23 protein-coding genes are annotated in these 24,831 nt (G+C 71.7%); 17 read left to right on the top strand and 6 right to left on the bottom strand.

Features of this window, described 5'->3' with window-relative positions; all coding sequences use genetic code 11:
• Positions 1-33: 33 nt before the first annotated feature.
• From AYO52_RS13505 to AYO52_RS18985, 6 genes are read left to right on the top strand one after another with little or no spacing between them, the layout of a single operon-like run.
• Positions 34-1,026, top strand: coding sequence for a F0F1 ATP synthase subunit gamma (locus AYO52_RS13505; protein WP_067718328.1), 993 nt, complete (start codon positions 34-36; stop codon positions 1,024-1,026).
• A gap of 3 nt (positions 1,027-1,029) precedes the next feature.
• On the top strand, positions 1,030-2,478 hold the full coding sequence (gene atpD / locus AYO52_RS13500; RefSeq protein WP_067718325.1) for a F0F1 ATP synthase subunit beta: 1,449 nt from the start codon (positions 1,030-1,032) through the stop codon (positions 2,476-2,478).
• Between the two features lie 9 nt (positions 2,479-2,487).
• Complete coding sequence (locus AYO52_RS13495) at positions 2,488-2,859, top strand: F0F1 ATP synthase subunit epsilon (RefSeq protein WP_067718322.1); 372 nt, start codon at positions 2,488-2,490, stop codon at positions 2,857-2,859.
• A 55-nt stretch (positions 2,860-2,914) separates the two neighbouring features.
• On the top strand, positions 2,915-3,364 hold the full coding sequence (locus tag AYO52_RS13490; protein ID WP_067718320.1) for a DUF2550 family protein: 450 nt from the start codon (positions 2,915-2,917) through the stop codon (positions 3,362-3,364).
• 50 nt (positions 3,365-3,414) lie between these two features.
• Positions 3,415-4,095 (top strand): endonuclease NucS, encoded by a 681-nt coding sequence (gene nucS, locus AYO52_RS13485; protein WP_067718317.1) that lies wholly within the window; start codon positions 3,415-3,417, stop codon positions 4,093-4,095.
• Positions 4,096-4,110: 15 nt separating this feature from the next.
• Complete coding sequence (locus AYO52_RS18985; protein ID WP_082924016.1) at positions 4,111-4,413, top strand: ATP/GTP-binding protein; 303 nt, start codon at positions 4,111-4,113, stop codon at positions 4,411-4,413.
• Here AYO52_RS18985 and AYO52_RS13480 read toward each other — a convergent pair.
• Positions 4,394-5,272 (bottom strand): hypothetical protein, encoded by an 879-nt coding sequence (locus AYO52_RS13480; RefSeq protein WP_156523616.1) that lies wholly within the window; start codon positions 5,270-5,272, stop codon positions 4,394-4,396. The genes AYO52_RS18985 and AYO52_RS13480 overlap by 20 nt on opposite strands.
• 34 nt (positions 5,273-5,306) lie before the next feature.
• A complete protein-coding gene (gene mce, locus AYO52_RS13475; RefSeq protein WP_067718569.1) occupies positions 5,307-5,777 on the bottom strand; it encodes a methylmalonyl-CoA epimerase in 471 nt (156 codons plus the stop codon).
• A gap of 76 nt (positions 5,778-5,853) precedes the next feature.
• Between mce and AYO52_RS13470 the strand changes: the two genes are divergently transcribed.
• Both AYO52_RS13470 and AYO52_RS19205 read left to right on the top strand, forming a co-directional pair.
• Positions 5,854-7,053, top strand: a complete 1,200-nt coding sequence (locus tag AYO52_RS13470; protein ID WP_067718314.1) for an acetyl-CoA C-acetyltransferase — start codon at positions 5,854-5,856, stop codon at positions 7,051-7,053.
• 35 nt (positions 7,054-7,088) lie between these two features.
• A complete protein-coding gene (locus AYO52_RS19205) occupies positions 7,089-8,033 on the top strand; it encodes a tetratricopeptide repeat protein (RefSeq protein ID WP_067718310.1) in 945 nt (314 codons plus the stop codon).
• A gap of 18 nt (positions 8,034-8,051) precedes the next feature.
• Here AYO52_RS19205 and glgB read toward each other — a convergent pair whose 3' ends face one another.
• Both glgB and AYO52_RS13455 read right to left on the bottom strand, forming a co-directional pair.
• Entirely contained in the window at positions 8,052-10,418 is a 2,367-nt protein-coding gene (glgB, locus tag AYO52_RS13460) for a 1,4-alpha-glucan branching protein GlgB (RefSeq protein WP_082924015.1), read from the bottom strand.
• An 11-nt stretch (positions 10,419-10,429) separates the two neighbouring features.
• Positions 10,430-12,448, bottom strand: a complete 2,019-nt coding sequence (locus tag AYO52_RS13455; protein WP_067718308.1) for a maltotransferase domain-containing protein — start codon at positions 12,446-12,448, stop codon at positions 10,430-10,432.
• A 151-nt stretch (positions 12,449-12,599) separates the two neighbouring features.
• On the opposite strand from AYO52_RS13455, the gene AYO52_RS13450 reads away from it, so the two are divergent.
• The 3 genes from AYO52_RS13450 to AYO52_RS13440 are packed head-to-tail and all read left to right on the top strand — an operon-like array spanning position 12,600 to position 15,422.
• Positions 12,600-13,451, top strand: coding sequence for an ABC transporter ATP-binding protein (locus AYO52_RS13450; protein ID WP_067718305.1), 852 nt, complete (start codon positions 12,600-12,602; stop codon positions 13,449-13,451).
• Positions 13,448-14,194, top strand: a complete 747-nt coding sequence (locus AYO52_RS13445; RefSeq protein ID WP_067718303.1) for an NUDIX hydrolase — start codon at positions 13,448-13,450, stop codon at positions 14,192-14,194. The genes AYO52_RS13450 and AYO52_RS13445 overlap by 4 nt, the downstream gene beginning before the upstream one ends.
• A gap of 10 nt (positions 14,195-14,204) precedes the next feature.
• Positions 14,205-15,422 carry an SAM-dependent methyltransferase gene (locus AYO52_RS13440; RefSeq protein WP_067718300.1) on the top strand — a complete coding sequence of 406 codons (1,218 nt, stop codon included), beginning with the start codon at positions 14,205-14,207 and terminating at the stop codon, positions 15,420-15,422.
• Here the strand turns inward: AYO52_RS13440 and AYO52_RS13435 are convergent.
• Positions 15,407-16,777, bottom strand: a complete 1,371-nt coding sequence (locus AYO52_RS13435; RefSeq protein WP_067718297.1) for a PQQ-binding-like beta-propeller repeat protein — start codon at positions 16,775-16,777, stop codon at positions 15,407-15,409. The two genes, AYO52_RS13440 and AYO52_RS13435, sit on opposite strands and share 16 nt — an antisense overlap.
• Positions 16,778-16,974: 197 nt before the next feature.
• Here AYO52_RS13435 and AYO52_RS13430 point away from each other — a divergent pair, with 197 nt between their 5' ends.
• From AYO52_RS13430 to AYO52_RS13405, 6 genes are all read left to right on the top strand, one after another.
• Positions 16,975-18,606 carry an AMP-binding protein gene (locus AYO52_RS13430; RefSeq protein WP_067718295.1) on the top strand — a complete coding sequence of 544 codons (1,632 nt, stop codon included), beginning with the start codon at positions 16,975-16,977 and terminating at the stop codon, positions 18,604-18,606.
• A gap of 175 nt (positions 18,607-18,781) precedes the next feature.
• On the top strand, positions 18,782-19,567 hold the full coding sequence (locus AYO52_RS13425) for an electron transfer flavoprotein subunit beta/FixA family protein (protein WP_067718293.1): 786 nt from the start codon (positions 18,782-18,784) through the stop codon (positions 19,565-19,567).
• Positions 19,568-19,619: 52 nt separating this feature from the next.
• Complete coding sequence (locus AYO52_RS13420; RefSeq protein ID WP_067718290.1) at positions 19,620-20,570, top strand: electron transfer flavoprotein subunit alpha/FixB family protein; 951 nt, start codon at positions 19,620-19,622, stop codon at positions 20,568-20,570.
• 92 nt (positions 20,571-20,662) lie between these two features.
• Positions 20,663-21,874: a cysteine desulfurase family protein gene (locus AYO52_RS13415; RefSeq protein ID WP_067718288.1), complete on the top strand. Its 1,212-nt coding sequence runs from the start codon at positions 20,663-20,665 to the stop codon at positions 21,872-21,874.
• Positions 21,871-23,001: a tRNA 2-thiouridine(34) synthase MnmA gene (mnmA, locus tag AYO52_RS13410; protein ID WP_067718285.1), complete on the top strand. Its 1,131-nt coding sequence runs from the start codon at positions 21,871-21,873 to the stop codon at positions 22,999-23,001. The genes AYO52_RS13415 and mnmA overlap by 4 nt, the downstream gene beginning before the upstream one ends.
• Entirely contained in the window at positions 22,998-24,080 is a 1,083-nt protein-coding gene (locus AYO52_RS13405) for a cobalamin-independent methionine synthase (protein WP_067718282.1), read from the top strand. Before mnmA ends, AYO52_RS13405 begins: the two co-directional genes overlap by 4 nt.
• A 14-nt stretch (positions 24,081-24,094) precedes the next feature.
• Here the strand turns inward: AYO52_RS13405 and AYO52_RS13400 are convergent, their stop codons facing one another.
• Positions 24,095-24,790, bottom strand: a complete 696-nt coding sequence (locus AYO52_RS13400; RefSeq protein WP_067718280.1) for an exonuclease domain-containing protein — start codon at positions 24,788-24,790, stop codon at positions 24,095-24,097.
• Positions 24,791-24,831: the final 41 nt, after the last annotated feature.

Genomic DNA, 24,831 nt, shown 5'->3' with positions numbered 1-24,831 from the left:
GATTCAAGGTCGAGAGGAGAGTGATCCACGCCCATGGCCAACATGCGTGAACTACGCGACCGGATCAAGTCGGTCAACTCGACCAAGAAGATCACCAAGGCCCAGGAGCTGATCGCGACCTCGCAGATCTCCAAGGCCCAGGCCCGGGTCGCGGAGGCCAAGCCCTTCGCGGACCAGATCACCGCGATCCTCACCGATCTCGCGAGTGCCTCGTCGCTCAAGCACCCGATGCTCAACGAGCCGGAGAACCCGAAGCGGTCCGCCGTGCTGGTGGTGACCTCCGACCGGGGCATGTGTGGTGGTTACAACCACAACGTGCTCAAGGAGGCCGCCGAGCTCATCGCCTACCTCGAGAGCGAGGGGCGTGAGGTCGACATCTACGTGATGGGCAACAAGGGGATCGTGTACTACACGTTCCGCGAGGTCGAGCTCGCCGGTGCCTGGCACGGGCATTCGCAGAAGCCGGACTACCAGGAAGCGCGTCCGGCGTTCCAGCTCCTGTCGGCGGCTTTCAAGGCCGGCGGCGAGTCGACGTTCGACGCCTCCGAGTTCCTCGAGGGGGACGGCACGGACACCACCCGCAAGGGCGTCGACGAGGTCCACATCGTCTACACCCAGTTCAAGTCGATGCTCACGCAGACCCCGCGGGCGCGTCGACTGGCCCCGATCGAGACCGAGGTCGAGATCGAGGAGCTGGACCTCAGCGACGGCATGATGGACGACAGCCCCAGGTCGGAGTCCGAATTCAAGCCGGAGGTCTCCTTCGAGCCGGATGCGGACACCCTCCTGGACAACATTCTCCCGAGGTACATGTCGACCCGTGCCTTCGCCTCGCTCCTTGAGGCGGCGGCGTCGGAGTCGGCGGCACGACGGACCGCCATGAAGTCGGCGACCGACAACGCCACCGAGCTGGTGGAGGGCCTGAGCCGCGAGGCGAACCAGGCACGCCAGGCACAGATCACCCAGGAAATCAGCGAGATTGTCGGTGGCGCTGGTGCGCTCGCCGCTAGCGCAGGAAGTGACTAAGCAATGACCACAGCTGTTACCGATCAGAGCACGACGGGCACGGCCGGTCTCACCGGTCGGGTCGCCCGCGTCCTGGGTGCGGTCGTCGACGTGGAGTTCCCGCGCGGCGCCCTCCCGGCCCTCTTCAACGCCCTCACCGCCGAGATCACCCTCGCGGCGGTCGCCAAGACCGTGACGTTCGAGGTCGCCCAGCACCTGGGCGACAACATGGTGCGCTGCATCTCGATGCAGTCCACCGACGGACTCGTCCGCGGTGCCGAGGTGGTCGACTCCGGTCAGCCGATCTCGGTTCCGGTCGGCGACGTCGTCAAGGGCCACGTCTTCAACGCCCTGGGCGACTGCCTCGACGCGCCCGGCACCGGCCGGGACGGCGAGCAGTGGGGTATCCACCGCGAGCCGCCGGCCTTCGACCAGCTCGAGGGCAAGACCGAGATCCTCGAGACCGGCGTCAAGGTGATCGACCTGCTGACCCCGTACGTCAAGGGTGGCAAGATCGGTCTGTTCGGTGGTGCCGGTGTCGGCAAGACGGTGCTCATCCAGGAGATGATCACCCGTATCGCGCGTGAGTTCTCCGGTACGTCGGTGTTCGCCGGCGTCGGTGAGCGCACCCGTGAGGGCACCGACCTCTTCCTCGAGATGGAGGAGATGGGCGTCCTCCAGGACACCGCCCTGGTGTTCGGTCAGATGGACGAGCCGCCGGGGACGCGTATGCGCGTCGCGCTCTCGGCCCTCACCATGGCCGAGTACTTCCGCGACGTGCAGGGCCAGGACGTCCTCCTGTTCATCGACAACATCTTCCGCTTCACGCAGGCCGGTTCCGAGGTTTCGACGCTGCTCGGCCGCATGCCGTCCGCCGTCGGTTACCAGCCGACCCTCGCGGACGAGATGGGTCAGCTGCAGGAGCGAATCACCTCGACGCGTGGTCGCTCGATCACGTCGCTGCAGGCGATCTACGTCCCCGCCGACGACTACACCGACCCGGCGCCGGCCACGACGTTCGCCCACCTCGACGCCACCACGGAGCTCTCCCGCTCCATCGCGTCGAAGGGCATCTACCCGGCCGTCGACCCGCTCACCTCGACCTCTCGGATCCTCGAGCCGGGCATCGTGGGCGAGGAGCACTACCGCGTCGCCCAGGAGGTCATCCAGATCCTCCAGAAGTACAAGGAACTCCAGGACATCATCGCCATCCTCGGTATGGACGAGCTGTCCGAGGAGGACAAGGTCACGGTTCAGCGTGCCCGTCGCCTCGAGCGCTTCCTCGGCCAGAACTTCCTGGTCGCCGAGAAGTTCACCGGTCAGGTCGGTTCGGTCGTCCCGCTGTCGGACACCATCGAGGCGTTCGACAAGCTCTGCAAGGGCGAGCTGGACCACCTTCCGGAGCAGGCGTTCAACGGCATCGGCGGTCTCGACGATGTCGAGGCCAACGCCAAGAAGCTCTCCGGGAAGTGACGGTCGTCCATGGCTGAGATCGAAGTCGAGTTCGTCACCGTCGAGCGCAGGTTCTGGTCCGGGACCGCATCCATGGTGGTCGCCAAGACCAGCGAGGGTGAGATCGGTATCCAGGCCGGTCACGAGCCTCTGCTCGGTGAGCTGGATGCCGCCGGTACCGTCACGGTGTACACGGACGAGGGGCGCAAGGTCGCTGCCGTCCAGGGCGGCTTCCTGTCAGTGACCGCGAACAAGGTCAGCATCCTCGGGGAGTCCGCAGAGTGGTCGGACGCGATCGATCGCGCCGCCGCGGAGCGGCAGCTGTCCGAGGCCGGCGATGACGCCTCCGCCGCGGCCACCGCCCGGGGCCGACTCCTCGCCATCGAGAAGGCCGGCGCCTAGTACGCACGGTCCGCCCGTCACACACGGCCGCGACCGCCGGAAGGGGATGAGCAGAGTGACGGCTCCCATCGAGATCATTCTCGGTGTCGTCATCCTGCTCGTGCTCGTCCCGGTGGTCGCGGCCGTCGTGTATCGACTGGTCGTCGTGCGTCGTAATTCCACGTCGGTCCTCGTTCGCAGGGCCGGGGAGGATGCGTGGGGATACGGCGCCGTCCGGTACTCGGATACCGAGGTCGCGTTCTACCGTCTGCTGAGCGTGAAGTTCGGTGCCGACGTGCGGTTGGACCGGCGGACCCTCGTGCTGGGCCCGCGTCGACAGCCCACCGGTCCGGAGCTCGACGTGGCAGAGGAGGGCGAGGTGATCGTTCCGTTCTCCGGACACGACCGCCGCGCCCGTCCGGTCGAAGGTGAACTCTGCGTGGCCCTCGCAAAACTGACCGGGATGCTCGCGTGGGTCGAGGCCTGCTCCACCGAGCAGGTCCGCCCCCGGCGTCCCCACCGCTGACACCATCCGCGCCGCGTGCCGGGGGCGGTGCCCGTACCCAGGAGGAACCGTTGCGTCTCGTCGTAGCCACGTGCCAGGTCGACTACGTCGGTCGCCTCACGGCTCATCTTCCGATGGCCCCGCGGTTGTTGCTCGTCAAGGCCGACGGGTCTGTGAGCGTTCACGCCGACGACCGCGCCTACAAGCCCCTCAACTGGATGACCCCGCCGTGTTCCCTTACCGAGCGGGATCACCCGGAGAACCCGGAGCATCAGTTGTGGGTCGTGGAGAACAAGGCGGGGGAGCAGCTACGGATCACCGTCGCCGAGGTGCACCACGACTCCCGACACGAACTGGGCGTGGACCCGGGACTGGTGAAGGACGGTGTCGAGGCCCACCTGCAGGAGTTGCTCGCCGAGCACATCGAGACGCTCGGTCAGGGGTACAGCCTGGTCCGCCGGGAGTACATGACGGCGATCGGCCCCGTCGACATCCTCGGCCGTGACGGGGAGGGCACGACAGTGGCGGTGGAGATCAAACGTCGCGGCGAGATCGACGGGGTGGAGCAACTGACCCGCTATCTGGAGCTGCTCAACCGCGACCCGTTGCTCGCGCCGGTCAGCGGGATCTTCGCTGCCCAGATCATCAAGCCCCAGGCTCGCACCCTCGCCGAGGATCGTGGCATCCGATGCGTGACCCTGGACTACGACTCCCTGCGAGGGATCGAGTCCACCGACCTCCGACTCTTCTGACCGCAGGCCATCGGGATGCCCAGGCGACACCGACGCGGCGAAGCCGACCGGCCGCTACCGCCGCGGCACGGACTCGGGGGCTCGGCGCTCGAACCCGGGCCGGCCGGTGACCCCGATTCGTACCACGTACGGCGGATCCCCGGGGCCAGAGCGGGCAAGGACTACCGGTGCCCCGGTTGCGATCACCTGGTGACCTCCGGTACCGCGCATGTGGTGGTGTGGCCGGACCGGCCCGGAGGGGACGAGGAACGTCGCCACTGGCACACCGGGTGCTGGTCCGGCCGGGGCCGGAGAGGCCTCACCCGTCGCTGGAGTTGAGGTCCGGTTCCTCCGGCAGGTCGAACTCCACGTCGTCGCCTGTCCCGGGGACAGGTTCGAGCTTCGCCCGGATCGCGCCGAGATCGTCGAGCACACGCTCGCGGAGCACGCGCAGATCGTCCACATGCCGTCGCGCCCGGGAGACCAGCTGGTCCGCCCGGCGGCGGGCGTCGTCGACGAGCCGACGGGCCTCCTCCTCGGCCTCGCGACGCGTGGACTCCGCGGCCGCCAGCGAGGCGTCATGGCGTTGCGTTGCCGCGCGCAGCTCCTCGCTCCGGCGCAGATCCGAGGCCAGTCGGTGGTCCTCATCGATCTCGTGCCGCCGGCGCGCCGCCTCGTCGTCCAGTCGCCGGGCCTCTCGTTCCGCGGCGAGGATGATCTCCCGGGCGCGGGCGCGTGCCGCATCGAGGACGGACGAGTGCTCGGTGCGGGTCGCCTCGGCACTCCTGCGGACCGCGGCCAATTCGGCGCCCGCGGTCTCCCGTAGCCGCCACGCGTCCTCCTCGGCCTCCGCGCGAATCCGGTCGGCGGTGGCGTGAGCGGAGTCGCGGATGGACTCGGCTTCGGCGGTGGCCAGCGAGAGCATCGTCGACACCCTGTCCGACATCTGACCGCTGGTGACGGGAGCCCGGCCGAGTTCGGCGACCCTGGCCTCGAGGTCGGCCACGCGTGCCCGCTGCCGGTCGGCCTCCGCCGCTGCTCTCTCGGCACGCTCGACCGCGGCGTCCCTGTCAGCGCGCAGTACCCCCGTCTCCGTCTCGAGACGGGTGAGTGCTCCCATCACCTGCTCACGGTCAAATCCCTTGCGCACCACCGCGAAGGACTCCGCCGTGGTGGGTGACGTGTGCATGCTCGACATGTCACCACCCTAGCGGCGGGCGCGTGAGGGGCGACTAGTGCTGTGCGTCGGCGGGCTCGACGAGCTCGAGGAGCACGCCGCCCGCGTCCTTGGGATGGACGAAGTTGATCCGGGAGTCCGCGGTGCCCCTCCTGGGTGCCGGGTAGAGGACTCTGACGCCCCGCCCCGTGAGGTGTGCCGTGATGGCGTCGATGTCGGTGACCCGGACCGCCATCTGCTGGATCCCCGGCCCGTTGCGGTCGATGAACTTGGCGATGGTGGAGGACTCGTCCAGCGGTGCGAGGATCTGCAGCAGGGCGCCGCCTTCCGGGCGACCGGGGGAGCCGAGCATGGCCTCGCGCACGCCCTGCTCCTCGTTGACCTCCTCATGGAGGTTCTCCATCCCCAGGTTCTCGCGATACCAGTCGACGGCGGCGTCGAAATCGGGCACGGCGACCCCGACGTGGTCGATCGCCACGACGAGGTCGGAGGGCAGGAGGGGTTGGCCGGCTGGGGTAGTCGTCATGCCCATCACGTTAGTCGGTCGGTGCTCGCGGTAGTTTGGTGACCACAGTCTCATCCCCTCCATCGGAAGGTGTCTCATGACCGCCGACCCCACCCGTACCGTCATCGTCTCCGGCGCCCGCACCCCGTTCGGCCGCCTGCAGGGCGGCCTGTCCTCGCTGTCCGCCCCGGAGCTCGGCGGCATCGCGATCAGTGCGGCCCTCGAGCGGGGCGGCGTCTCCCCGGAGGCCGTCGATCAGGTGATCATGGGACAGGTGCTCTCGGCCGGCAACGGCCAGATGCCCGCGCGTCAGGCCTCGCTCGCCGCCGGGCTGCCCAAGCGCGTCGACGCGCTGAGCATCAACAAGATGTGCCTGTCCGGTATGACCGCGATCGCGCTGGCGGACCAGGCGATCCGGTCCGGGTACTCCGAGGTCATCGTTGCCGGCGGCCAGGAGTCGATGTCCCAGGCTCCGCACCTGCTGCCCAAGAGCCGCGCCGGGTACAAGTACGGGTCGATCGAGGTCCTCGATCACATGGCGTACGACGGCCTGCACGACGTTCCGACCGACCAGCCCATGGGTGCGCTCACCGAGGCGCGCAACGTCGAGCTGGAGATCACCCGTGAGCACCAGGACGAGTTCGCGGCGACCTCCCACCAGCGCGCGGCCGCGGCGGCGAAGGAGGGGCGGTTCGCCGACGAGATCGTGCCGGTGACGGTAAAGGGCCGCAAGGGCGACACCGTCGTGGACACCGACGAGGGCGTGCGCGCCGACTCGACCCCCGAGTCGATGGGCAAGCTCCGTCCCGCGTTCTCCAAGGACGGGACCATCACCGCCGGTTCGTCGTCGCAGATCTCGGACGGCGCCTCGGCGACCATCATCACGTCCGCGGCCCGTGCCGAGGCCGAGGGCTGGCCGGTGCTGGCCGAGATCGTCGGCTACGGCACCGTGGCCGGCCCGGACTCGACCCTGCAGCACCAGCCCGCCGACGCGGTGCTGAACGCGTGCGAGCGGGCGGGAGTCGACGTCTCCGACATCGACCTGTTCGAGTTCAACGAGGCCTTCGCCTCCGTCGGACTGCACTCGACCCGCATGCTCGACCTGAGCCCCGACAAGGTGAACGTGAACGGCGGCGCCATCTCGATCGGTCACCCGATCGGGGTGTCCGGCAACCGCGTGGTGCTGACCCTGGCCCTCGAGCTCGCACGCCGCGGCGGCGGGCTCGGAGCGGCTGCCCTGTGCGGCGGCGGCGGCCAGGGTGACGCCCTGATCATCCGGGTGCCCGCGGCCGGCTGACACCCCCGCGCGCCCGTCGTGGCAGGATCGGTGCCGTGACGAGACCAGGTAACCGACCCCCGTCCGCCGCCGAACAGAAGCTCGCGGCGTCGCTCGCAGGCGCCGTCGACCTGTCCGGTCTGAAGAAGCGGGCCGAGACCCGCCGGGGCGCGACCGACACCGGTCGCGCCCCGGGTCAGGGCGGCCCGCCGCCGGGCTCCGGTCCGGAAGTGGTGGTGGAGGTGGACGAGGCCTCCTTCGAGCAGGAGGTGCTGGCCCGCTCCGCTCAGGTTCCGGTGATCCTCGAGCTGGTGTCCCAGCGGGCGCCGACCGCGTTGACCGGCTTGTTGGACGCGCTGGCCGTGGAGGCCGGCGGGCAGTGGGTCCACGCGACAGTGGACGTCGATGCCTCCCCGGGCATCGCACAGGCGCTGCAGGCCCGCGCGGTGCCGACCGTGTACGCCGTGGCGGCGGGCCGCCCGCTCGCCGACTTCGAGGGCGAGCAGCCGGAGGAGGCCCTGCGGCAGTGGCTCGCGGCCGTGCTGCGCGCGACCGAGGGCAAGTTGGGTGGGCCCGCACCGGACACCGACGACGTGGAGCCGGAGGAGCCCACCGACCCCGAGCGGGACGCCGCCGAGGACGCGCTCGCCGAGGGGGACCTGGCGGCCGCGGAGGAACGGTTCACCGCGCTCGTGGAGGCCCGCCCGGGCGAGCACTCCCTGGTGGAGGCGCTGCGCTACGTGCAGGCCGCGCGCCGGTCGACGGAAGCGACCGACTCGGGAGAGGGTTCCGTCCCCGACGCGTTGCGGGCTGCAGACACTGCCCTGGTGGGCGGAGAGTACGAGGCCGCGTTCTCGACACTGGTGGACGCGATCCGTGTCCACGTCGGCGACGAGCGCGTCACGTTGCGTGCGCGCCTGCTCGAGCTCCTCGAGGCCCTGCCGGTGGACGATGAGCGGGTGCTGGCCGCGCGCCGGAACCTCGCGAGCGCGCTCTACTGACGCTCGGCTCCCGGCCGCTCAGGCGCCCGCGATCTCCGTCGTCGTCGGTGCCGCGTGTCGGAACCACACGGTGGCGCGGGGGCCGACCGTGATCGCCGCGGAATAAGGCCGTCCGTGGTGGGGTGCCGGCTCGGCGTGGACACCGCCGAGGTTGCCCGCGCCCGAGCCCTCGTAGGCCGAGGCGTCGGTGTTGAGGATCTCCTCCCAGTACCCGTCCTCGGGGAGCCCTATGCGGTAGTCGCCGAGCGCGGCGCCGGAGAAGTTGACCACGCACGCGACGGTGTTGCCGGCGTGGTCCGTCCGCAGGAAGGACAGCGTGTTGTGGGCGGCGTCGTTGGCGTCGATCCACGAGAACCCGGAGGGGTCGTCGTCGAGCGACCACAGGCCGGGATTCTCGGCGTAGCGGGCGTTGAGGTCACGCACGCAGGCGAGGATGCCTCGGTGGTACTCGCCCTCCCAGCCCTCGAGATTCTCCCAGGCGACACCCTTGTCGGCGTCCCACTCGGTGGTCTGCCCGAACTCGAGGCCCTGGAAGAGCAGCTTCTTGCCGGGGTGCGCCCACATGTAGGCGTACAGGCTGCGGATGCCGGCCGCACGGTCCCACGAGGTGCCGGGCATACGCTCCCACATCGATCCCTTGCCGTGGACCACCTCGTCGTGGCTCAGGGGGAGGACGAAGCGCTCGCTCCAGGCGTACATCATCGAGAAGGTGATCTCGCCGTGGTGGAAACCGCGGTAGATCGGGTCGAGCCCCACGTAGCGCAGGGTGTCGTTCATCCAGCCCATGTTCCACTTCATGGAGAACCCGAGGCCGCCCGTGTAGGTGGGCGACGTGACGCCGCCCCAGGACGTGGACTCCTCGGCCACGGTGAGGAAACCGGGGTGCTCCCGGGCCAGGGTGGCGTTGACCTCCTGGAGGAACGAGATGGCCTCGAGGTTCTCCCGTCCACCGTGGATGTTGGGGGTCCACTCGCCGGCCTCGCGGGAGTAGTCGAGGTAGAGCATCGAGGCCACGGCGTCCACCCGCAGTCCGTCGATGTGGAACTCCTCGGCCCAGTACAGGGCGTTGGCGACGAGGAAGTTGCGCACCTCGTGGCGGCCGAAGTCGAAGACGTAGGTGCCCCAGTCGGGCTGTTCGCCGCGTCGGGGGTCGGCGTGTTCGTAGAGCGGGGTGCCGTCGAACCGGCCGAGCGACCACTCGTCCTTGGGGAAGTGGGCGGGTACCCAGTCCACCAGGACTCCGATACCGCGGGAGTGGAGGTGATCGATGACGTAGCGCAGGTCGTCCGGGGTGCCGAACCGGCTGGTCGGGGCGAAGTACGACGAGACCTGGTAGCCCCACGAGCCGCCGAAGGGGTGCTCGGCGACCGGCATCAACTCCACGTGGGTGAACCCGGTCTCGATGATGTGGTCGGCGAGTTCGTGCGCGAACTCGCGGTAGCCGAGGCCGGGCCGCCAGGAGCCGACGTGGACCTCGAGGACGGTCATCGGGGAGTGCGAGTGGTCGCGGGTCGCGCGGGCGGCGATCCACTCGTCGTCGTTCCACTCGTAGCCGGAGGTGAACACCTTGGACCCGGTCGAGGGCGGCACCTCGGTGGCCACCGCCATGGGGTCGGCGTGGTCGATGGTCCGGCCGTCGGCCCCGCGGACGCAGTACTTGTAGACGGCGCCGTCGGCGACGTCGGGGACGAACAACTCCCACACCCCGGAGGACCCGATCGAGCGCATGGGCAGCGCGGTGGGATTCCATCCGCAGAAGTCGCCGACGACGCTCATCCCGCGGGCGTTGGGCGCCCACACGGCGAACGATGTGCCGGTGACCGGTCCGCCCGCGGTGTCGTAGGTGCGCACGTGGGCGCCGAGGACGTCCCACAGTCGTTCGTGGCGCCCTTCGCCGATGAGGTGCAGGTCGACCTCGCCCAGCGTCGGGAGGAAGCGGTAGCCGTCCGCGACGGTGCGCGTGTGGCCGTCGGGGTAGCGGACCCGGAAACGGTAGTCGGCCACGTCCGTCTCGGACACCGCCGCGTGGAACACTCCGTCGCCGACCGGGGTCATGGGGACGGTGCGGTCGTCGAACACGATCTCCACCTCCACCGCCCCCGGCTGGACGGTGCGGACGACCGAGCCGTCGCCGTCGCGGTGCGCGCTGTAGACGGAGTGCGGGTCGTGGTGGGTGCCGGACCGGAGCCGGCCGAGGACGTCGTGCGGGATCGGCGTCGGTTCCGTGGGAGTGACGGGCCCGGGGGACGCGACGGGCGGCGTGGCCGGCGCGGGCGGTGTCGGTGACGGCGGTGACGGCGGCGACGACGACGAGGGCGACGACGACGAGGTCTGCTCCGGCTGGAGCCGGTCGGTGGAGCGGTCCTTCTTCTTGTGCTTTGCCATGGCCGTTCGCCTCAATCCACGGTGTGCGTGCGGTAGGACTGTTCGACCCTACGTGCTTCGTCGCAGGGCGGGATCGCGATGATGTGTGCGACGGCGGTCCACGGCTCGAGCCGGACGTAGTTGCTCGACCCCCAGTGGAACTCGGAGCCCGTCACCTCGTCGCGGACGCTGAACCGGGCGTCGTCGTCGTATCCCAGGGCCGCCATGTCGAGGTGGAGGGTGCCCTCCTGGACGCCGAGGGAGTCCAGGGAGACCACCGTGAGAACACAGTCTCCGGTGGCCGGGTCGACCTTGGAGTAGGCGATGATCTGGTCGTTGTCCACGTCGTGGAACGTCAGGGTGCGCAGCTGCTGCAGGGCGGGGTGCTCGCGGCGGACCCGGTTGAGGGTGCGCAGCCACGGGGCGAGCGACTGCCCGGCGGCCTCCGCGGCGGCGAAGTCACGGGGCCGCAGCTCGTACTTCTCCGAGTCGAGGTACTCCTCGCTGCCGTCGGCGACGGGCTGCCATTCGTAGAGCTCGTAGCCGGAGTACACGCCCCACGAGGGCGAGAGCGTCGCGGCGAGCACCGCCCGGATCGCGAACATCGCCGGGCCGCCACGTTGGAGCGACTCGTGGAGGATGTCCGGGGTGTTGGTGAACATGTTGGGGCGGGCCTCGTCGACGTGGGCCAGCAGCTGCTCGCAGAACTCCACCAACTCGGCCTTCGTGGTCTTCCACGTGAAGTAGGTGTAGGACTGCGAGAACCCGCGCTTGGCCAGTCCGAACAGCCGGGCCGGCCGGGTGAAGGCCTCCGCCAGGAACAGCACGTCCGGCTCGGTCCGCTTCACCTCGCTGATGAGGCGGTTCCAGAAGTCGGCCGGCTTGGTGTGCGGGTTGTCCACCCGGAAGATCCGTACCCCGAGGGACGTCCACAGCCGGACGACACGCAGCACCTCGGCGTAGATGCCCTCGGGGTCGGTGTCGAAGTTGACCGGGTAGATGTCCTGGTACTTCTTGGGCGGGTTCTCGGCGTAGGCGATGTGCCCGTCGGGCAGCACGGTGAACCACTCGGGGTGTTCGGCGGCCCAGGGGTGGTCGGGCGCGCACTGCAGGGCCAGGTCCAGTGCGACCTCGACGCCGCGCTCCCCGGCGTAGGTCACCAGGTCCCGGAAGTCGTCGACGGTGCCGAGGTCGGGGTGGACCGCGTCGTGTCCGCCCTCGGCGGAGCCGATGGCCCACGGGGACCCGACGTCATCGGGCCCGGGGGTCAGGGTGTTGTTGCGGCCCTTGCGGTTGATCTCTCCGATGGGGTGGATCGGCGGCAGGTACACGACGTCGAACCCGAGGTCGGCCGCGTGGTCGACGTAGGAGCGCGAGGTGGTGAACGTCCCGTGGACGGGACGGCCCTCGTCGTCCCACCCGCCGGTGGAGCGGGGGAAGAACTCGTACCAGGAGCTGAACTGCGCCTCGCGACGGTCCACCCACACGCGGTGGGTCTGACCCACGGTCACGAGTTCGCGGACGGGATCGGCGGCCAGCGCGGCCGCGGTCTCGTCCGACAGCGCCGGGGCGGTCCGGGTGGCCGCGTCGCCCGGACCACGCAGCGCGGCGGCGGCCCCGGTCAGCAGGTCGACCCGGTCGGCTGCGCCGGCGACCGTCGCCCGGGCGATCGCGGTGTCGAGCACGCGGGCGCCCACCTCGAACTCGTTGCCCAGCTCGCCCGAGTCCAGACCCGCGGCCATCTTCTTGACGATGCCGCTGCGCCACGTCGCGAACGGGTCGGACCACGCCTCCACCCGGAACGACCACATCCCCGACACATCCGTGGGCAGCAGCGCGTGGACGGTGTCCGGCTCGGTGCCGGGCACCATCGTGGTGCGGGAGGACGCGCCGCCGGGTCGGCGGACGACCAGGCTGGCGGACAGGGCGTCGTGGCCCTCGCGCCAGACGATCGCGGAGACGGGCAGGATCTCCCCGACCACGGACTTGGACGGGAACCTCCCGCAGGAGACGAGGGGGCGGACCTCATCGATGGCCAGACGGTCGTTCACGTCGGTGCTCCTCTCGGCGGGTGGGCGCCGCGGTGGGCGGCGTCACCCCCACGACGCTAGCGAAGTCGGGCCGATCCTTCAGGGGTGCCCGAGTCGGCGTTCACCTGCACGGCCGTGTTCTTCGCCACCCGTCCTCCCGATTACCGGTTAGATGGGCGTCGTGAGCACCCTGATCGACATCGACCCCGACCTCGTCCTCGACCTCCGCGACGTCTCGCTCCGGCGGGACGGCACGTCCCTCGTGGGGCCCCTGTCCTGGCAGGTGGAACTGGACGAGAGGTGGGTGGTGCTCGGCCCCAACGGCGCGGGCAAGACCTCGTTGCTGCGGATCGCCTCGGCCCTGGAGTACCCGAGCACGGGGACGGCCGTCATCCTCGGGGAGCAGCTGGGCCGGACGGAGGTGACCGAGCTGCGCAGCCGTGTCGGCCTGTCGTCGGTCGCGGTCGCCGGCCGCATCCCCGGCGACGAGGTGGTGCAGGACCTGGTCATCTCCGCCGGATACGCCGTGCTCGGCCGCTGGCGGGAGAAGTACGACCCGGAGGATTTCGAGCGCGCCGCGGACACCCTCGAGTCGATCGGGGCGGAGCACCTGGCCGAGCGAACCTGGGGCACCCTCTCCGAGGGGGAGCGCAAGCGCGTGCTCATCGCCCGCGCCATGATGACCGATCCCGAACTGCTGCTCCTCGACGAGCCGGGGGCGGGGCTGGACCTGGGCGGCCGGGAGGACCTGGTCGCCCGCCTCGGGGACATGGCGATGGATCCGGACGCCCCCGCCACGGTCCTGGTCACCCACCACGTGGAGGAGATCCCCCCGGGGTTCACCCACGCCATGCTCCTGGCGGAGGGCGAGGTCACCGCGATGGGGCTGATCGACGAGGTGATCACCTCCGACAATCTCAGCAGGGCCTTCTCCCAGTCGATCGTCGTGGACGCGATCGACGGACGCTACTTCGCGCGCCGGGCGCGCCGCTCGGGCCGGCACCGGCGGGCACCACGGGCATGACGGCACGTGAGGCTCCCGCGGCGTTCGCGCCGGAGGCCGTGCCGGTCCGCGAAGCCGCCACGGTCGCCCTGGTCCGCGACGCGCGGGTCGGCGGGGGAGTGGAGGTCTTCCTGCAGCACCGGGTGGCGACCATGCAGTTCGCCGCCGGGATGTCGGTGTTCCCCGGCGGAGGCGTCGAACCGCGGGACTACCACGGCACCCGCCCCTGGCGCGGGCCCGAGCCGGAGTGGTGGGCCGGGCGGTTCGGGATCGAGGCGGACCGCGCCGCCGCGGCCGTCCGCGGGGTGGCGCGGGAACTGTTCGAGGAGACCGGGGTGCTGCTCGCCGAGCCGGCGACCGGGCCGGGAGCCGCCGCACCGGCCGACCCGCCGGGCCCCGACGAGCGGCGCGCACTCGATGCGGGGGAGGGCGACCTGGATTCGCTGCTCGCCGCGCACGGCCTGGTGCTGTCCGCGCACCTGCTGCGACCGTGGGACCGGTGGACCACCCCGGTCGGGCCCCCGCGCCGGTACGACACCCTGTTCTTCGTGGCGGCCCTGCCCCACGGCGTCGAACCGGACGGGGGCACGACCGAGGCGCGCGCGACCGAGTGGATCCGCGCCGACGACGCCGCGCAGGCGGGGACCCTCGGCCGGCTCGGCATGCTGCGCCCGACTCTCGACGTACTGTCCGATCTGGCCGCCGCCGCCGATGTCGACGAGGTCTTGGCCACCCCGCGGGCCATCGCTCCGGGCGGGAACTAACGTTGCGTCGGTGACCCCCGAGGACCTGGAGTTCCTGCGCACCGCCGCCGGACGCGACCTGCTCGACCTCGCCGCCGGCCTGGCGTGGTCCCGCGCGGACCTCGTGGCCTCGACAGCGGCCGTCCGGCGCGCGGATCCCGTGCACGCGGCGGCGGCGATCGACGTCGTCACCGCCCGGGCGCGCGCGAGGGGTCGAATCCGGGGTGCCGGGGCGATGCTGCTCACCGACGAAGCCGTCCAGCAGGCCACCGCGTGGCCCGTCGCGGCCCTGCGGGCCGGGCGCCTGGCAGGACGGGACGTCCACGACGTCACCTGTTCCGTCGGCGCCGAGCTCACCGAACTCGTCCGGACGGCCGACCGGGTGATCGGCTCGGATCTGGATCCGGTCCGCGCGCGGATGGCGGCCCACAACGTCCCCGGAGCACTCGTGTGCGTGGCCGACGCGCTCGCCCCGCCCAGCCGCGACGCCGTCCTGGTGGCGGACCCCGCCCGCCGGTCCGGGGGCCGTCGGGTCCACGACCCGGCGCGGCTCAGCCCGCCGCTGCCCGACCTGCTCGCCGTCGCCGCCGACCGCGATCACGTCATCAAGTGCGCCCCGGGCCTCGACACCTCGGTGCTCGACCACTGCGGGGAGGTCGAACTGGTGTCCCTCGACGGCTCGGTGCGGGAGGCGTGCCTGTGGTCGCCGGGCCTGTCCGCGGGTGTGCGCCGCCGTGCGACCGTGGTCCGCACCACCGCCGCCGACGCGGCCGGACCGTGGGGACCACCGCGCCTCGTCGCGGACGGGGTCGCGGTCCACGTGGAGGAGGTGACCGACGGCGACGACGACGAGGTCGACGCCCACGAGGAGGCCGAGCGGTTCATCGTGGACCCCGACGGGGCGGTCGTCCGCGCCGGACTCGTACGGCACTGGGCCCGCCGCCACGGGCTCCGCCAGCTCGACCCGAGGATCGCCCATCTGACCGGGCCACGGGTCCCGGACGGCTACACCGGGTTCGAGGTGCTCGAGAAGTGCAGGCTCGACCGCAAGCAGCTGCGCCGCGTGCTGCGCCGGCGAGACTGCGGGTCGCTGGAGATCCTCGTCCGCGGCGTGGACACGGACCCGGACGTGCTGCGGCGCTCGCTCTCGCTCAGCGGGTCACGGCCACTCGCGCTGGTGGTGACCCGGATCGGCAGCTCCGCCGTGGTGTTCGTGTGCGGGCCGCGCACCGCTCACTCGAACACGTAGAGGGCGCCCACCGCGGTCGTCAGCGCGATCCGGCCGTCCGCGTCGACGCTGAGTCCCGAGACCGGGCCCGTCGCGGCGGGCACCTCGATCCGGTGGAGGGTGGCGCCGTCGGTGCCGTCGAGCAGGTGGACCGCGATGCCGGGCTCGTCGTCGGATCCGCCCGAGCGCACGGCCACCAGCACCCGCCCGTCCGGCGTCGCGGCGGGGTTGGTGAGCTGGCGCAGGTCGTCCCGGCGCCAGACCACCCGGCCGGTTCCGTCCTGCCCGCGAACGGCCACCACCGGCGCCGGGCCCGCGTCGTCGTCGTGGTCGTCGTCGGGTCCCCTCCACACGGTCGTCGTGCGACCGCCGCTGACCACGGTGCCGTCGGGCAACAGGGCGGGAGGCGTGTCCGGTCGGTACCCGACGGGGGCGGTCCACAGTGCCGCGCCGTCGGACGTCGAGTACGCGGCGAGATCGCCGTCGGCCGCGTGGACGTAGACCTCGTCCCGGTCGTTCGACAGCACCACCGGCGTCCCCAGGCGCCCGTCGGGCAGGGGTGCACGCCACAGCACGTCGAGGGCAGTGAACTCACCGGCGACCAGTCGCACCGCCACCAACTCCGGATCGTCGGCGCCCGGCGTCCACGCGGTGAGGTAGGCGGTGGCCGTGTCCGTGTCCACGGCCGCGGGGGCGGGGACCGGGCAACCCCGCGCGCCGGTCGCGCACCACGGGAGCCCGTACGCCGGGTCGTCCGTGGAGATGTCGCCGGCGATCCGCAGTTCGGGCGTGACGTCCAGACCGGTGTGGGCGTTGATCACCCGTGCCGCCCCCAGGTGCGACACGAGCAGCAGGTGGCGTCCGTCCAGCAACGTCACGGTCGTGGGCACGCCCCGGGTCGCGGCGGTCCATCGGTTCTCGCCCTCGGCCGTCAGGGCGCCGACCCCGCCGTAGAGGGGCACGAACAGCGAACCGCGCCCGTCGACTGTCGCGGTGATCCGCGGCCCGTCGGTCGGCAGGCGCAGACACCACCGCTTGCGGCCGTCGTCGGCGGTCAGTGCGAAGAGGTTGCACCCGCGCTCGGAGATCGTGGCCTGGAACGACGTGCCGATGCCGTCCGAGGAGGCCACGCCGACCGCGGGCGCACCGAGGGCGCGTGACCACAGCAGTCCGGGGGCGTCCGAGACCCCGGAGTGTGCGCGACCGGAGTTCGGCGGGCCACCCGCGAGCGAGGACCAGCTCGCGGCCTGGCCCAGGCGGGCGCCGCCGCTCTCGGTGTCCGAGGCGCACCCGGCGGCCAGCCCCGCCGCCAGCGCGACGGCGACCAGGGCCCGCGCGGTGCGCGGCGTCAGTGCCGGTGTCGGTGCCGGTGCCACAGGTCCCCCCGTCGAGTCGAGACAGTCACACGAGAGAGTAGTCCGCCGCCCGCCGCCCACCCGACCGGCGCTCCGACGTGGCGCACGCGGGGGCCGACCGGGCAGGGGTGCGGGCGGGGGAATCACGGATCGCGGAGTGCACTCCGCCGCTAGCGTGACGGGCATCACCCGTGCCCACGGAAGGCGGCCACACCCCGATGACAGCGAACTCCGGACTCGACACCGCGCTCACCCCGCTGAGCTTCCTTGAGAAGGCCGCGCGCGTCTCGCCCGACGCCACCGCGGTCGTCGACGGCCCACGCCGTCAGACCTACGCCGAGTTCGCCGACCGGGCCACCCGGCTGGCCTCCCTGCTGAAGATGCGTGGCGTCGCGCGCGGTGACCGGGTGGGCGTCCTGGCGCCGAACTCGGCCGAGGCGCTGCTCGCGCAGTTCGGCGTCCCCCTCGCGGGCGGCGCCGTGGTCGCCCTCAACACCCGCCTCGCCCCGGCGGAGATCGCCTACATCGTCGAGCACGCCGGGATCGCCGTTCTCATCGCCGACGCGGAACTCCTCGCGGGGCTGGGCGACGAGGTCCCCGACGCGTTGCGTCTCGTCCTGGTCGCCCCGGACGCCGACGGCACGCAACCCGACCCGGCCCGGTTCGGCCCGCGTGCCGAGGCCCTCGAGGACGCTCTGGCGTCCGCCTCCCCGCAGCCGGTCTCGTGGACGGTCGCCGACGAGGACTCCGTCATCGCGGTCAACTACACCTCCGGCACCACCGGCCGGCCCAAGGGCGTCATGTACACGCACCGGGGTGCCTACCTCAACTCCCTCGGCGAGATCGTCACCCAGGGCCTGGACGCCGACTCCAAGTACCTCTGGACGCTGCCCATGTTCCACTGCAACGGGTGGTGCACGACCTGGGCCCTGACCGGTGCGATGGGGACCCACGTGTGTCTGCGCGCCGTCCGCGGGGACGAGATCTGGAGACTGTTCGACGACGAGGGGGTCAACCGCCTGGCCGGCGCACCAGCAGTGTTGTCCACCATCGCCGACGACCCGGCCGCCCGGCCGATCGACGGGATCCGCATGGTCACCGCCGGGGCCCCGCCCTCGCCGACCATCCTGCGCCGCTTCGAGGAGCTCGGCATCGACGTCACCCAGGTGTACGGACTGACCGAGACCTACGGCCCGTTCACGGTGTGCACCCCGCAGCCCGGATGGGCCGACCTGGACCCTGACGAGCGGGCCGGGCTCAAGTCGCGCCAGGGCGTCGCCATGATCCACGCCGACACCGTGCGTGTGGTCGAGCGCACCTCACCGGGGGAGAGTCGGCTGGTCGACGTCCCCGCCGACGGCGTGACCATGGGCGAGGTCGTCATGACCGGCAACGGGGTCATGAAGGGGTACTTCGGCGACCCCGAGGCCACGGCCACCGCGTTCGCCGGCGGGTGGTTCCACTCCGGCGACCTGGGCGTCATGCACCCGGACGGATACGTGCAACTGCTGGACCGCGCCAAGGACGTCGTGGTCTCCGGCGGCGAGAACATCTCCACCATCGAGGTCGAGCAGGCGGTCGTGTCCCACCCCGACGTGGTCGACTGCGCGGTCGTGTCCATGCCCGACGAGAAGTGGGGCGAGCGTCCCAAGGCCTACGTCGTGGTCCGGCCGGGCTCCACGCTCGACGAGGCCGCCGTGATCGAGCACTGCCGGACCAGGATCGCGCGCTACAAGGTGCCCGGTGCGGTGGAGTTGACCGAGGCCCTGCCCCGGACGTCGACCGGAAAGGTCCGCAAGAACGAACTGCGCGACGCCGCCTGGTCCGGCTGGGACAAGCGCATCAACTGAACCACCCGCCCCACCCGGTGGCCGCCGACCGGGCGCCGTGCCCCGCCACCGACCGCCCCGGCACCGTCACCGCGGCCACGGCCGCGTTATTGTGTCTGGCAGGACCACAATCCGGTGCGCCCGGTCTAGACGGGGGCGCACCCCGCCCCGACTCGCAGGAGGTCGACGCAGGCCCATGACGAACATCGTCGTACTGATCAAGCAGGTTCCCGACACCTATTCCGAGCGCAAGCTCACGGACGGGGACTACACCCTGGACCGCGAGGCCGCGGACGCGGTCCTGGACGAGATCAACGAGAAGGCCGTCGAGCAGGCGCTCCAGATCAAGGAGGCCCACGGCGGCGAGGTGACCGTCCTGTGCGCCGGTCCGGACCGCGCCACCGAGGCCATCCGCAAGGCCCTGTCCATGGGCGCCGACAAGGCCGTCCACCTCAACGACGAGGCCCTGCACGGTTCCGACGTCGTCCAGACCTCGTGGGCCCTGGCCAACGTGCTGGGCACCATCGAGGGCACCGAGCTGGTCATCGCCGGCAACGAGGCCACCGACGGCCGCATGGGTGCCGTCCCGGCCATCCTCGCCGAGTACCTCGGCCTCCCGCAGCTGACGCACATGCGCACCCTGGAGATCGCCGACGGCGTCGCCAAGGGCGAGCGTGAGACCGACGAGGGCATCTTCGAGGTCGAGGCCACCCTGCCGTGCGTCGTCTCCGTCGGCGAGAAGATCAACGAGCCGCGGTTCCCGTCCTTCAAGGGCATCATGGCCGCCAAGAAGAAGCCGGTCGAGTCCCTCACGCTGGCCGACGCCGGCGTCGAGGCCGCCCAGGTGGGCAAGGACAACGCCGCGTCCAGCGTCACCTCCGCGAGCCCCAAGCCGCCGCGCGCCGCCGGCGAGAAGGTCACCGACGAGGGCGAAGGCGGCAACGACGTCGCCAAGTACCTCGTGTCGCAGAAGCTCATCTGACGCGAACTCACCCCGACCGACTCATCCCAGTCTTTTTCAAGGAGAATCCACCATGGCTGAAGTCCTCGTCGCGGTCGAGCACGTCGACGGCGAACTCAAGAAGGTGTCCCTCGAGCTGCTGACCGCCGCTCGTGCCCTCGGAGAGCCCTCCGCGGTCGTCTTCGGTGAGACCGGCACCGCCGCCGCGCTCACCGATGCCCTCAAGGAGGCCGGCGCGGAGAAGATCTACGTCGCCGAGGGTGACGCGGTCCAGAACTACCTCGTCACCCCCAAGGTCGACGTCCTGGCCGGCCTCGCCGAGCAGGGTGCGGCCGCGATCGTCCTGGCCGCCACGTTCGAGGGCAAGGAGGTCGCGGGTCGTCTCGCGGCCCGCACCGGCTCCGGCACCCTGTGTGACGTCGTGGAGATCAAGTCCGACGGTTCGGCCGTCCACTCGATCTTCGGTGGCGCCTTCACCGTCGAGGCGACCGTCTCCGGCGAGACCCCGATCTACACGCTGCGTCCGGGCTCCGTCGAGGCCGCCCCGGCCGCCGGCGCCGGCGAGGTCGTCGAGGTGCAGGTCCCCGAGCCCGAGAACGCCGCCAAGGTCATCTCGCGCAACCCGATCGTGGGCGGCGACCGCCCCGAGCTCACCGAGGCGACCGTCGTCGTCTCCGGTGGTCGTGGCGTCGGCTCCGCGGACAACTTCGAGAAGGTCGTCGAGCCGCTCGCCGACTCGCTCAAGGCCGCCGTCGGCGCGTCGCGCGCCGCCGTGGACTCGGGCTACTACCCGGGCCAGTTCCAGGTCGGCCAGACCGGCAAGACCGTGTCGCCGCAGCTGTACATCGCGCTCGGTATCTCGGGTGCCATCCAGCACCGCGCCGGCATGCAGACGTCGAAGACCATCGTCGCCGTCAACAAGGACGAGGAGGCCCCGATCTTCGAGATCGCGGACTACGGCATCGTCGGCGACCTGTTCAGCGTCGCCCCGCAGCTCACCGAGGCCATCAACGCCCGTAAGTGAGCAGGACGCACCGCGTCCACCAGCGTCACCCGGACCCCGGCACCCCTGCGGTGCCGGGGTCCGGCGCGTTCGGGCGTATCCTTGCCAGCGATATGCCCACCACCCGCTCCGTGCACTATCTCGACCACGCCGCGACCACCCCGATGCGCGCGGCGGCCGTCGACGCCTACGCCGAGGCGTCCTCCTCGGTCGGCAACGCGTCCTCGCTCCACGGCTCCGGACGCCGCGCCCGCCGCCGCGTCGAGGAGGCCCGCGAGTCCCTCGCGCACCACCTCGGCTGCCGACCGTCCGAGGTGGTGTTCACCTCCGGCGGGACGGAGTCCGACAATCTCGCCGTCCTCGGGCAGGTGGGTGCCTCGGCGGGCGACGTGGTGGCCGTGGGGGCCACCGAGCACCACTCCGTCCTCGACGCCGCCGCCCACCTGGCCACCGACCGGGGCGGCCGGAAGGTCGTCAGGGTGTTGCCCGTGGACCCCCGCGGCGCCGTCACCCCGGCGACGGTCCGTGACCTCGCGGACGAGCTCGGCCCCCGCCTGGCCCTCGTCGCGATGATGCTCGGCAACAACGAGATCGGCACCCTCACGGATGTCGCGGCGGCGGCCGGCCCGGTCCGCGCGGTGGGCGCGGCCGTCCACACCGATGCCGTCCAGGCCGTCGGCCACGTCCCGGTCGACTTCTCCGCCCTGGGCGTGACCTCCCTCAGTCTCTCCGCACACAAGTTCGGTGGACCGCTCGGTGTCGGAGCGTTGCTCCTCGACCGTGGTGCCGACTGCGTACCGATCGGGTACGGGGGTGGCCAGGAGCGGGACCTGCGGTCCGGGTCCGTGGACGTGCCCGGGGTCGTCGCCATGGCGGCCGCGCTCGAGGAGGCGGTCCGTGAGATGGAGTCCGAGGCCCTGCGTCTGAGCCGGTTGCGCGATCGGCTCGTCGCCGGGGTGCTCGCCGAGGTCCCCGGTGCGATCGCCAACGGGGGCGGGGAGCGCCTTCCCGGGATCGCCAACCTCACCTTCCCCGGCTGTTCCGGCGAGTCGCTCATCCTGCTGCTCGACGCCGCCGGGATCGAATGCTCCACGGGCTCGGCCTGCACCGCCGGGGTGGCCGAGCCGAGTCACGTCCTGCTGGCCCTGGGTGCCGACGAGGCCGCTGCCCGCAGCAGTCTGCGCCTGAGCCTGGGGTACACCACCACCGAGGACGACGTCGACGCCGCCGTCGCGGCCATCGGGCCCGCGGCCGAACGCGCCCGCGTCGCCGGCCTCGGGCTCGCCCGCACCGGGATGGCCCGCACCGGGATGGCCGCATCATGAGGGTCCTCGCCGCCATGAGCGGGGGAGTGGACTCCGCTGTCGCCGCCGCCCGTGCCGTCGCCGCGGGACACGACGTCGTGGGAGTCCACCTCGCACTCAGTGCGGATCCGGCGACCCTGCGAACGGGATCGCGCGGGTGCTGCTCGCGGGAAGACGCGGGGGACGCCCGCCGGGTCGCCGACCTGCTGGGCATCCCGTTCTACGTGTGGGACTTCGCGGAGCGCTTCCGTGCCGACGTGATCGACGACTTCGTCGAGTCCTACGCGCGGGGTGAGACCCCCAACCCGTGCCTCCGGTGCAACGAGCGGATCAAGTTCGAGGCCCTCCTCGACCGGGGCATGGCGCTCGGTTTCGACGCGGTCGCCACTGGCCACTACGCGCGGTTGTCGTCCGAGGAACTGCCCGACGGCACCCGGCGGCCGGTCCTGCGCCGCGCCGTGGACGACGCCAAGGACCAGTCCTACGTCCTCGGAGTGCTCACCCCGGAGCAGCTCGCGCACTCGATGTTCCCCCTCGGGGATTCACTCAAGTCGCAGGTCCGCGCCGAGGCCGAGGCCGGCGGGCTGCCCGTCGCCTCGAAGCCCGACAGCCATGACATCTGCTTCATCCCGTCGGGCGACACCCGCGCCTTCCTCGGGGCGCGTATCGGCATGCGTCCCGGCGCTGTCGTCGACGCCGACACCGGCGACGAGCTCGGCCGCCACGAGGGAATCCACGGGTTCACCATCGGCCAGCGCAAGGGCCTCGGGGTCAGCGGCCCCGCGGCGGACGGCCGCCCCCGCTACGTCACCGCGATCGACGCCGACAGTGGCACCGTCACCGTCGGTGGCGCGGACCATCTGCTCTCGTCCGGCATGACCGCGTCCTCGCCCTACTGGCTCGTCGACGACGACATCCGCGAGACCGACTGCCTGGTGCAGATCCGCGCCCACGGCGAGGCGACCCCGGGCCACGTCCGACGCCTCGGCGACGGACCGGATGCCCGGCTCGAGATCACGCTCGAGAAGCCGATCCGCGGCGTCGCCCCCGGGCAGGCCGCCGTGCTGTACCGGCCCGAACCGGGCGGCGACCGCGTTCTGGGCAGCGGCACCATCTCCGCGTCCCGTCCGGCCGCGGAGAGCGCGTGACGCCGGTGGGACCGTCCAGCACCGGGGCCGGCCCCATGCCCGGCACCGACCCGCGGGAATCGGCGCGGGTGATCATGGGGGAATGCCACGCGCTGCCGTTCCTGCCCGAGCTTCCGGATCGCGGCCCCGGGGCCGACCAGGTCGGCCGCACGCTGGCGATGCTCGCCGACCTGCCGGTCGACGTCTCGCCACGCGGATGGCGACTCGCCGACGCCCCGGGCCGCCTCGCCCGTCGTGCCGCCGACTTCCTCGACCGGGACGCCGACGCCCTCGAGGAGGCCGACGAGCGGGCCCGTGATCCCGAGGGGGACCCCGCCACCGACTCCCGTCGTCTGCAGGTCCGGATAGTGGGCCCGTGGTCCCTTGCGGCCGGGGTGGAACTGCCCGGCGGTTTCCCCGTCCTCAGCGACCGCGGCGCCCGGCGGGACCTGGCCGCCTCCCTGGCGGAGGGCGCGGGTGAGCGAGCCGTGCGGCTGGCGGGCCGGATAGGGGCAGGCGCACGGATCCTGGTGGACGAGCCCCTGCTCTGGCATGTCGCCGCCGGGACGGTCCGCTCGCCCAGCCGTCTCGACCCGATCGCGGCCGTCCCGCCCGATCGACTCGCCCTGTCGCTCTGCCGGTTCGCCGATGCGCTCCGCTCCGCCGGGGCCGCAGAGGTCCTGATCCGGCTCCCGGTCACCTCCGACCCGGGGGCGCCCCCGGTCTGGGAGATCGTCAGCGACCCCCCGCGGGGTGAGACGCCCCTTGACGGGGTGTGCCTGGCGGCCGCGCCGCTGCACGCTGCCCGGTCGCATGCCGCGCTGGATGCAGCCGGAACGGTCCTCGGTGACGGCGGGATCCTCCACCTGGAGGGCCTACCCGGTGGCGGCCCGCCGCCACGCACCGTGGCGGAGGCCGAGGACACCGCAGTGGGGCTGCTGGCCCTGCTCGACCGACTGAGCGCACCCAGGTACTCGAGCCTGGACCGCGTCGTCCTCACGCCCACCGAAGAGGAGACCTCGACCGGTGAGGGCCGAGCCGCGGCCGCCCTCCGCGGCGCCCGTCTGGTGGCCGAGACCACCCCACGGGTGGCGGAGTAGCAGGCGTCGCGGCGCTACGGCATCGCCATCGGCCAGAGCGTGTTGACGTCGGACGAGTCCTTTCCGGACCGCTCCAGGTACGCGACGAAGTCCCGCTGGCGCGTCTCGTGCCAGCTCGCCTGGCGCGCATTGACCTCCCGCCAGTCCGGACCCGACAGTTCCGGCTGTCCGCCGAGCATCTTCCACGCCAGCCGGGCGGCGGCGAGCGCATCCGCCGCGGCCTCGTGGGCGCTGTCGAGTCGTACCCCGTGTAGACCGCACAGGGCCTCGAGCGTCCGCTTGCCCTTCCGGTAGGGATCCACCGCGCGGTCCACGACATACGGGTCGATCACGGGACCGAGGATCTCGAACGACGGGTCCCACCGTCGCAGGATCGTCAGGTCGTAACAGGCGTTGAACACCACCAGCGTGCGTCCCTCGCCCCATCCCCGGCGGATGGCGGCCACCGTCTCGGCGATGACCTCGGCGTGGGGGCGGCCGTTCTCGCGGGCATGGGCCGTGGTGATGCCGTGGACCGCCGTCGCCCCCTCGGGAATCTCTATGCCCGGGTCGGCGAGCCAGTTCCGTTCCTTCTTGTGCTGCCCGTCTATCGCGATGAGGGCGGAGGAAACGACGTGGGCGGTCCGGGGGTCCGGGCCCGTGGTCTCGAGGTCGAACGCGAGCAGTCGGTTCCGGTCGATGGCGAGGGGTGGCTGTGTGTGGGTTGTCATGGGCTCACCGTAGGGCAGGGCTCCGACATCGAGGCCCCGCC

It is taken from the genome of Dietzia sp. 111N12-1, assembly GCF_001658045.1.
Lineage (GTDB): Bacteria > Actinomycetota > Actinomycetes > Mycobacteriales > Mycobacteriaceae > Dietzia > Dietzia kunjamensis.
This window is presented reverse-complemented; position numbering and strand designations above follow the sequence as displayed.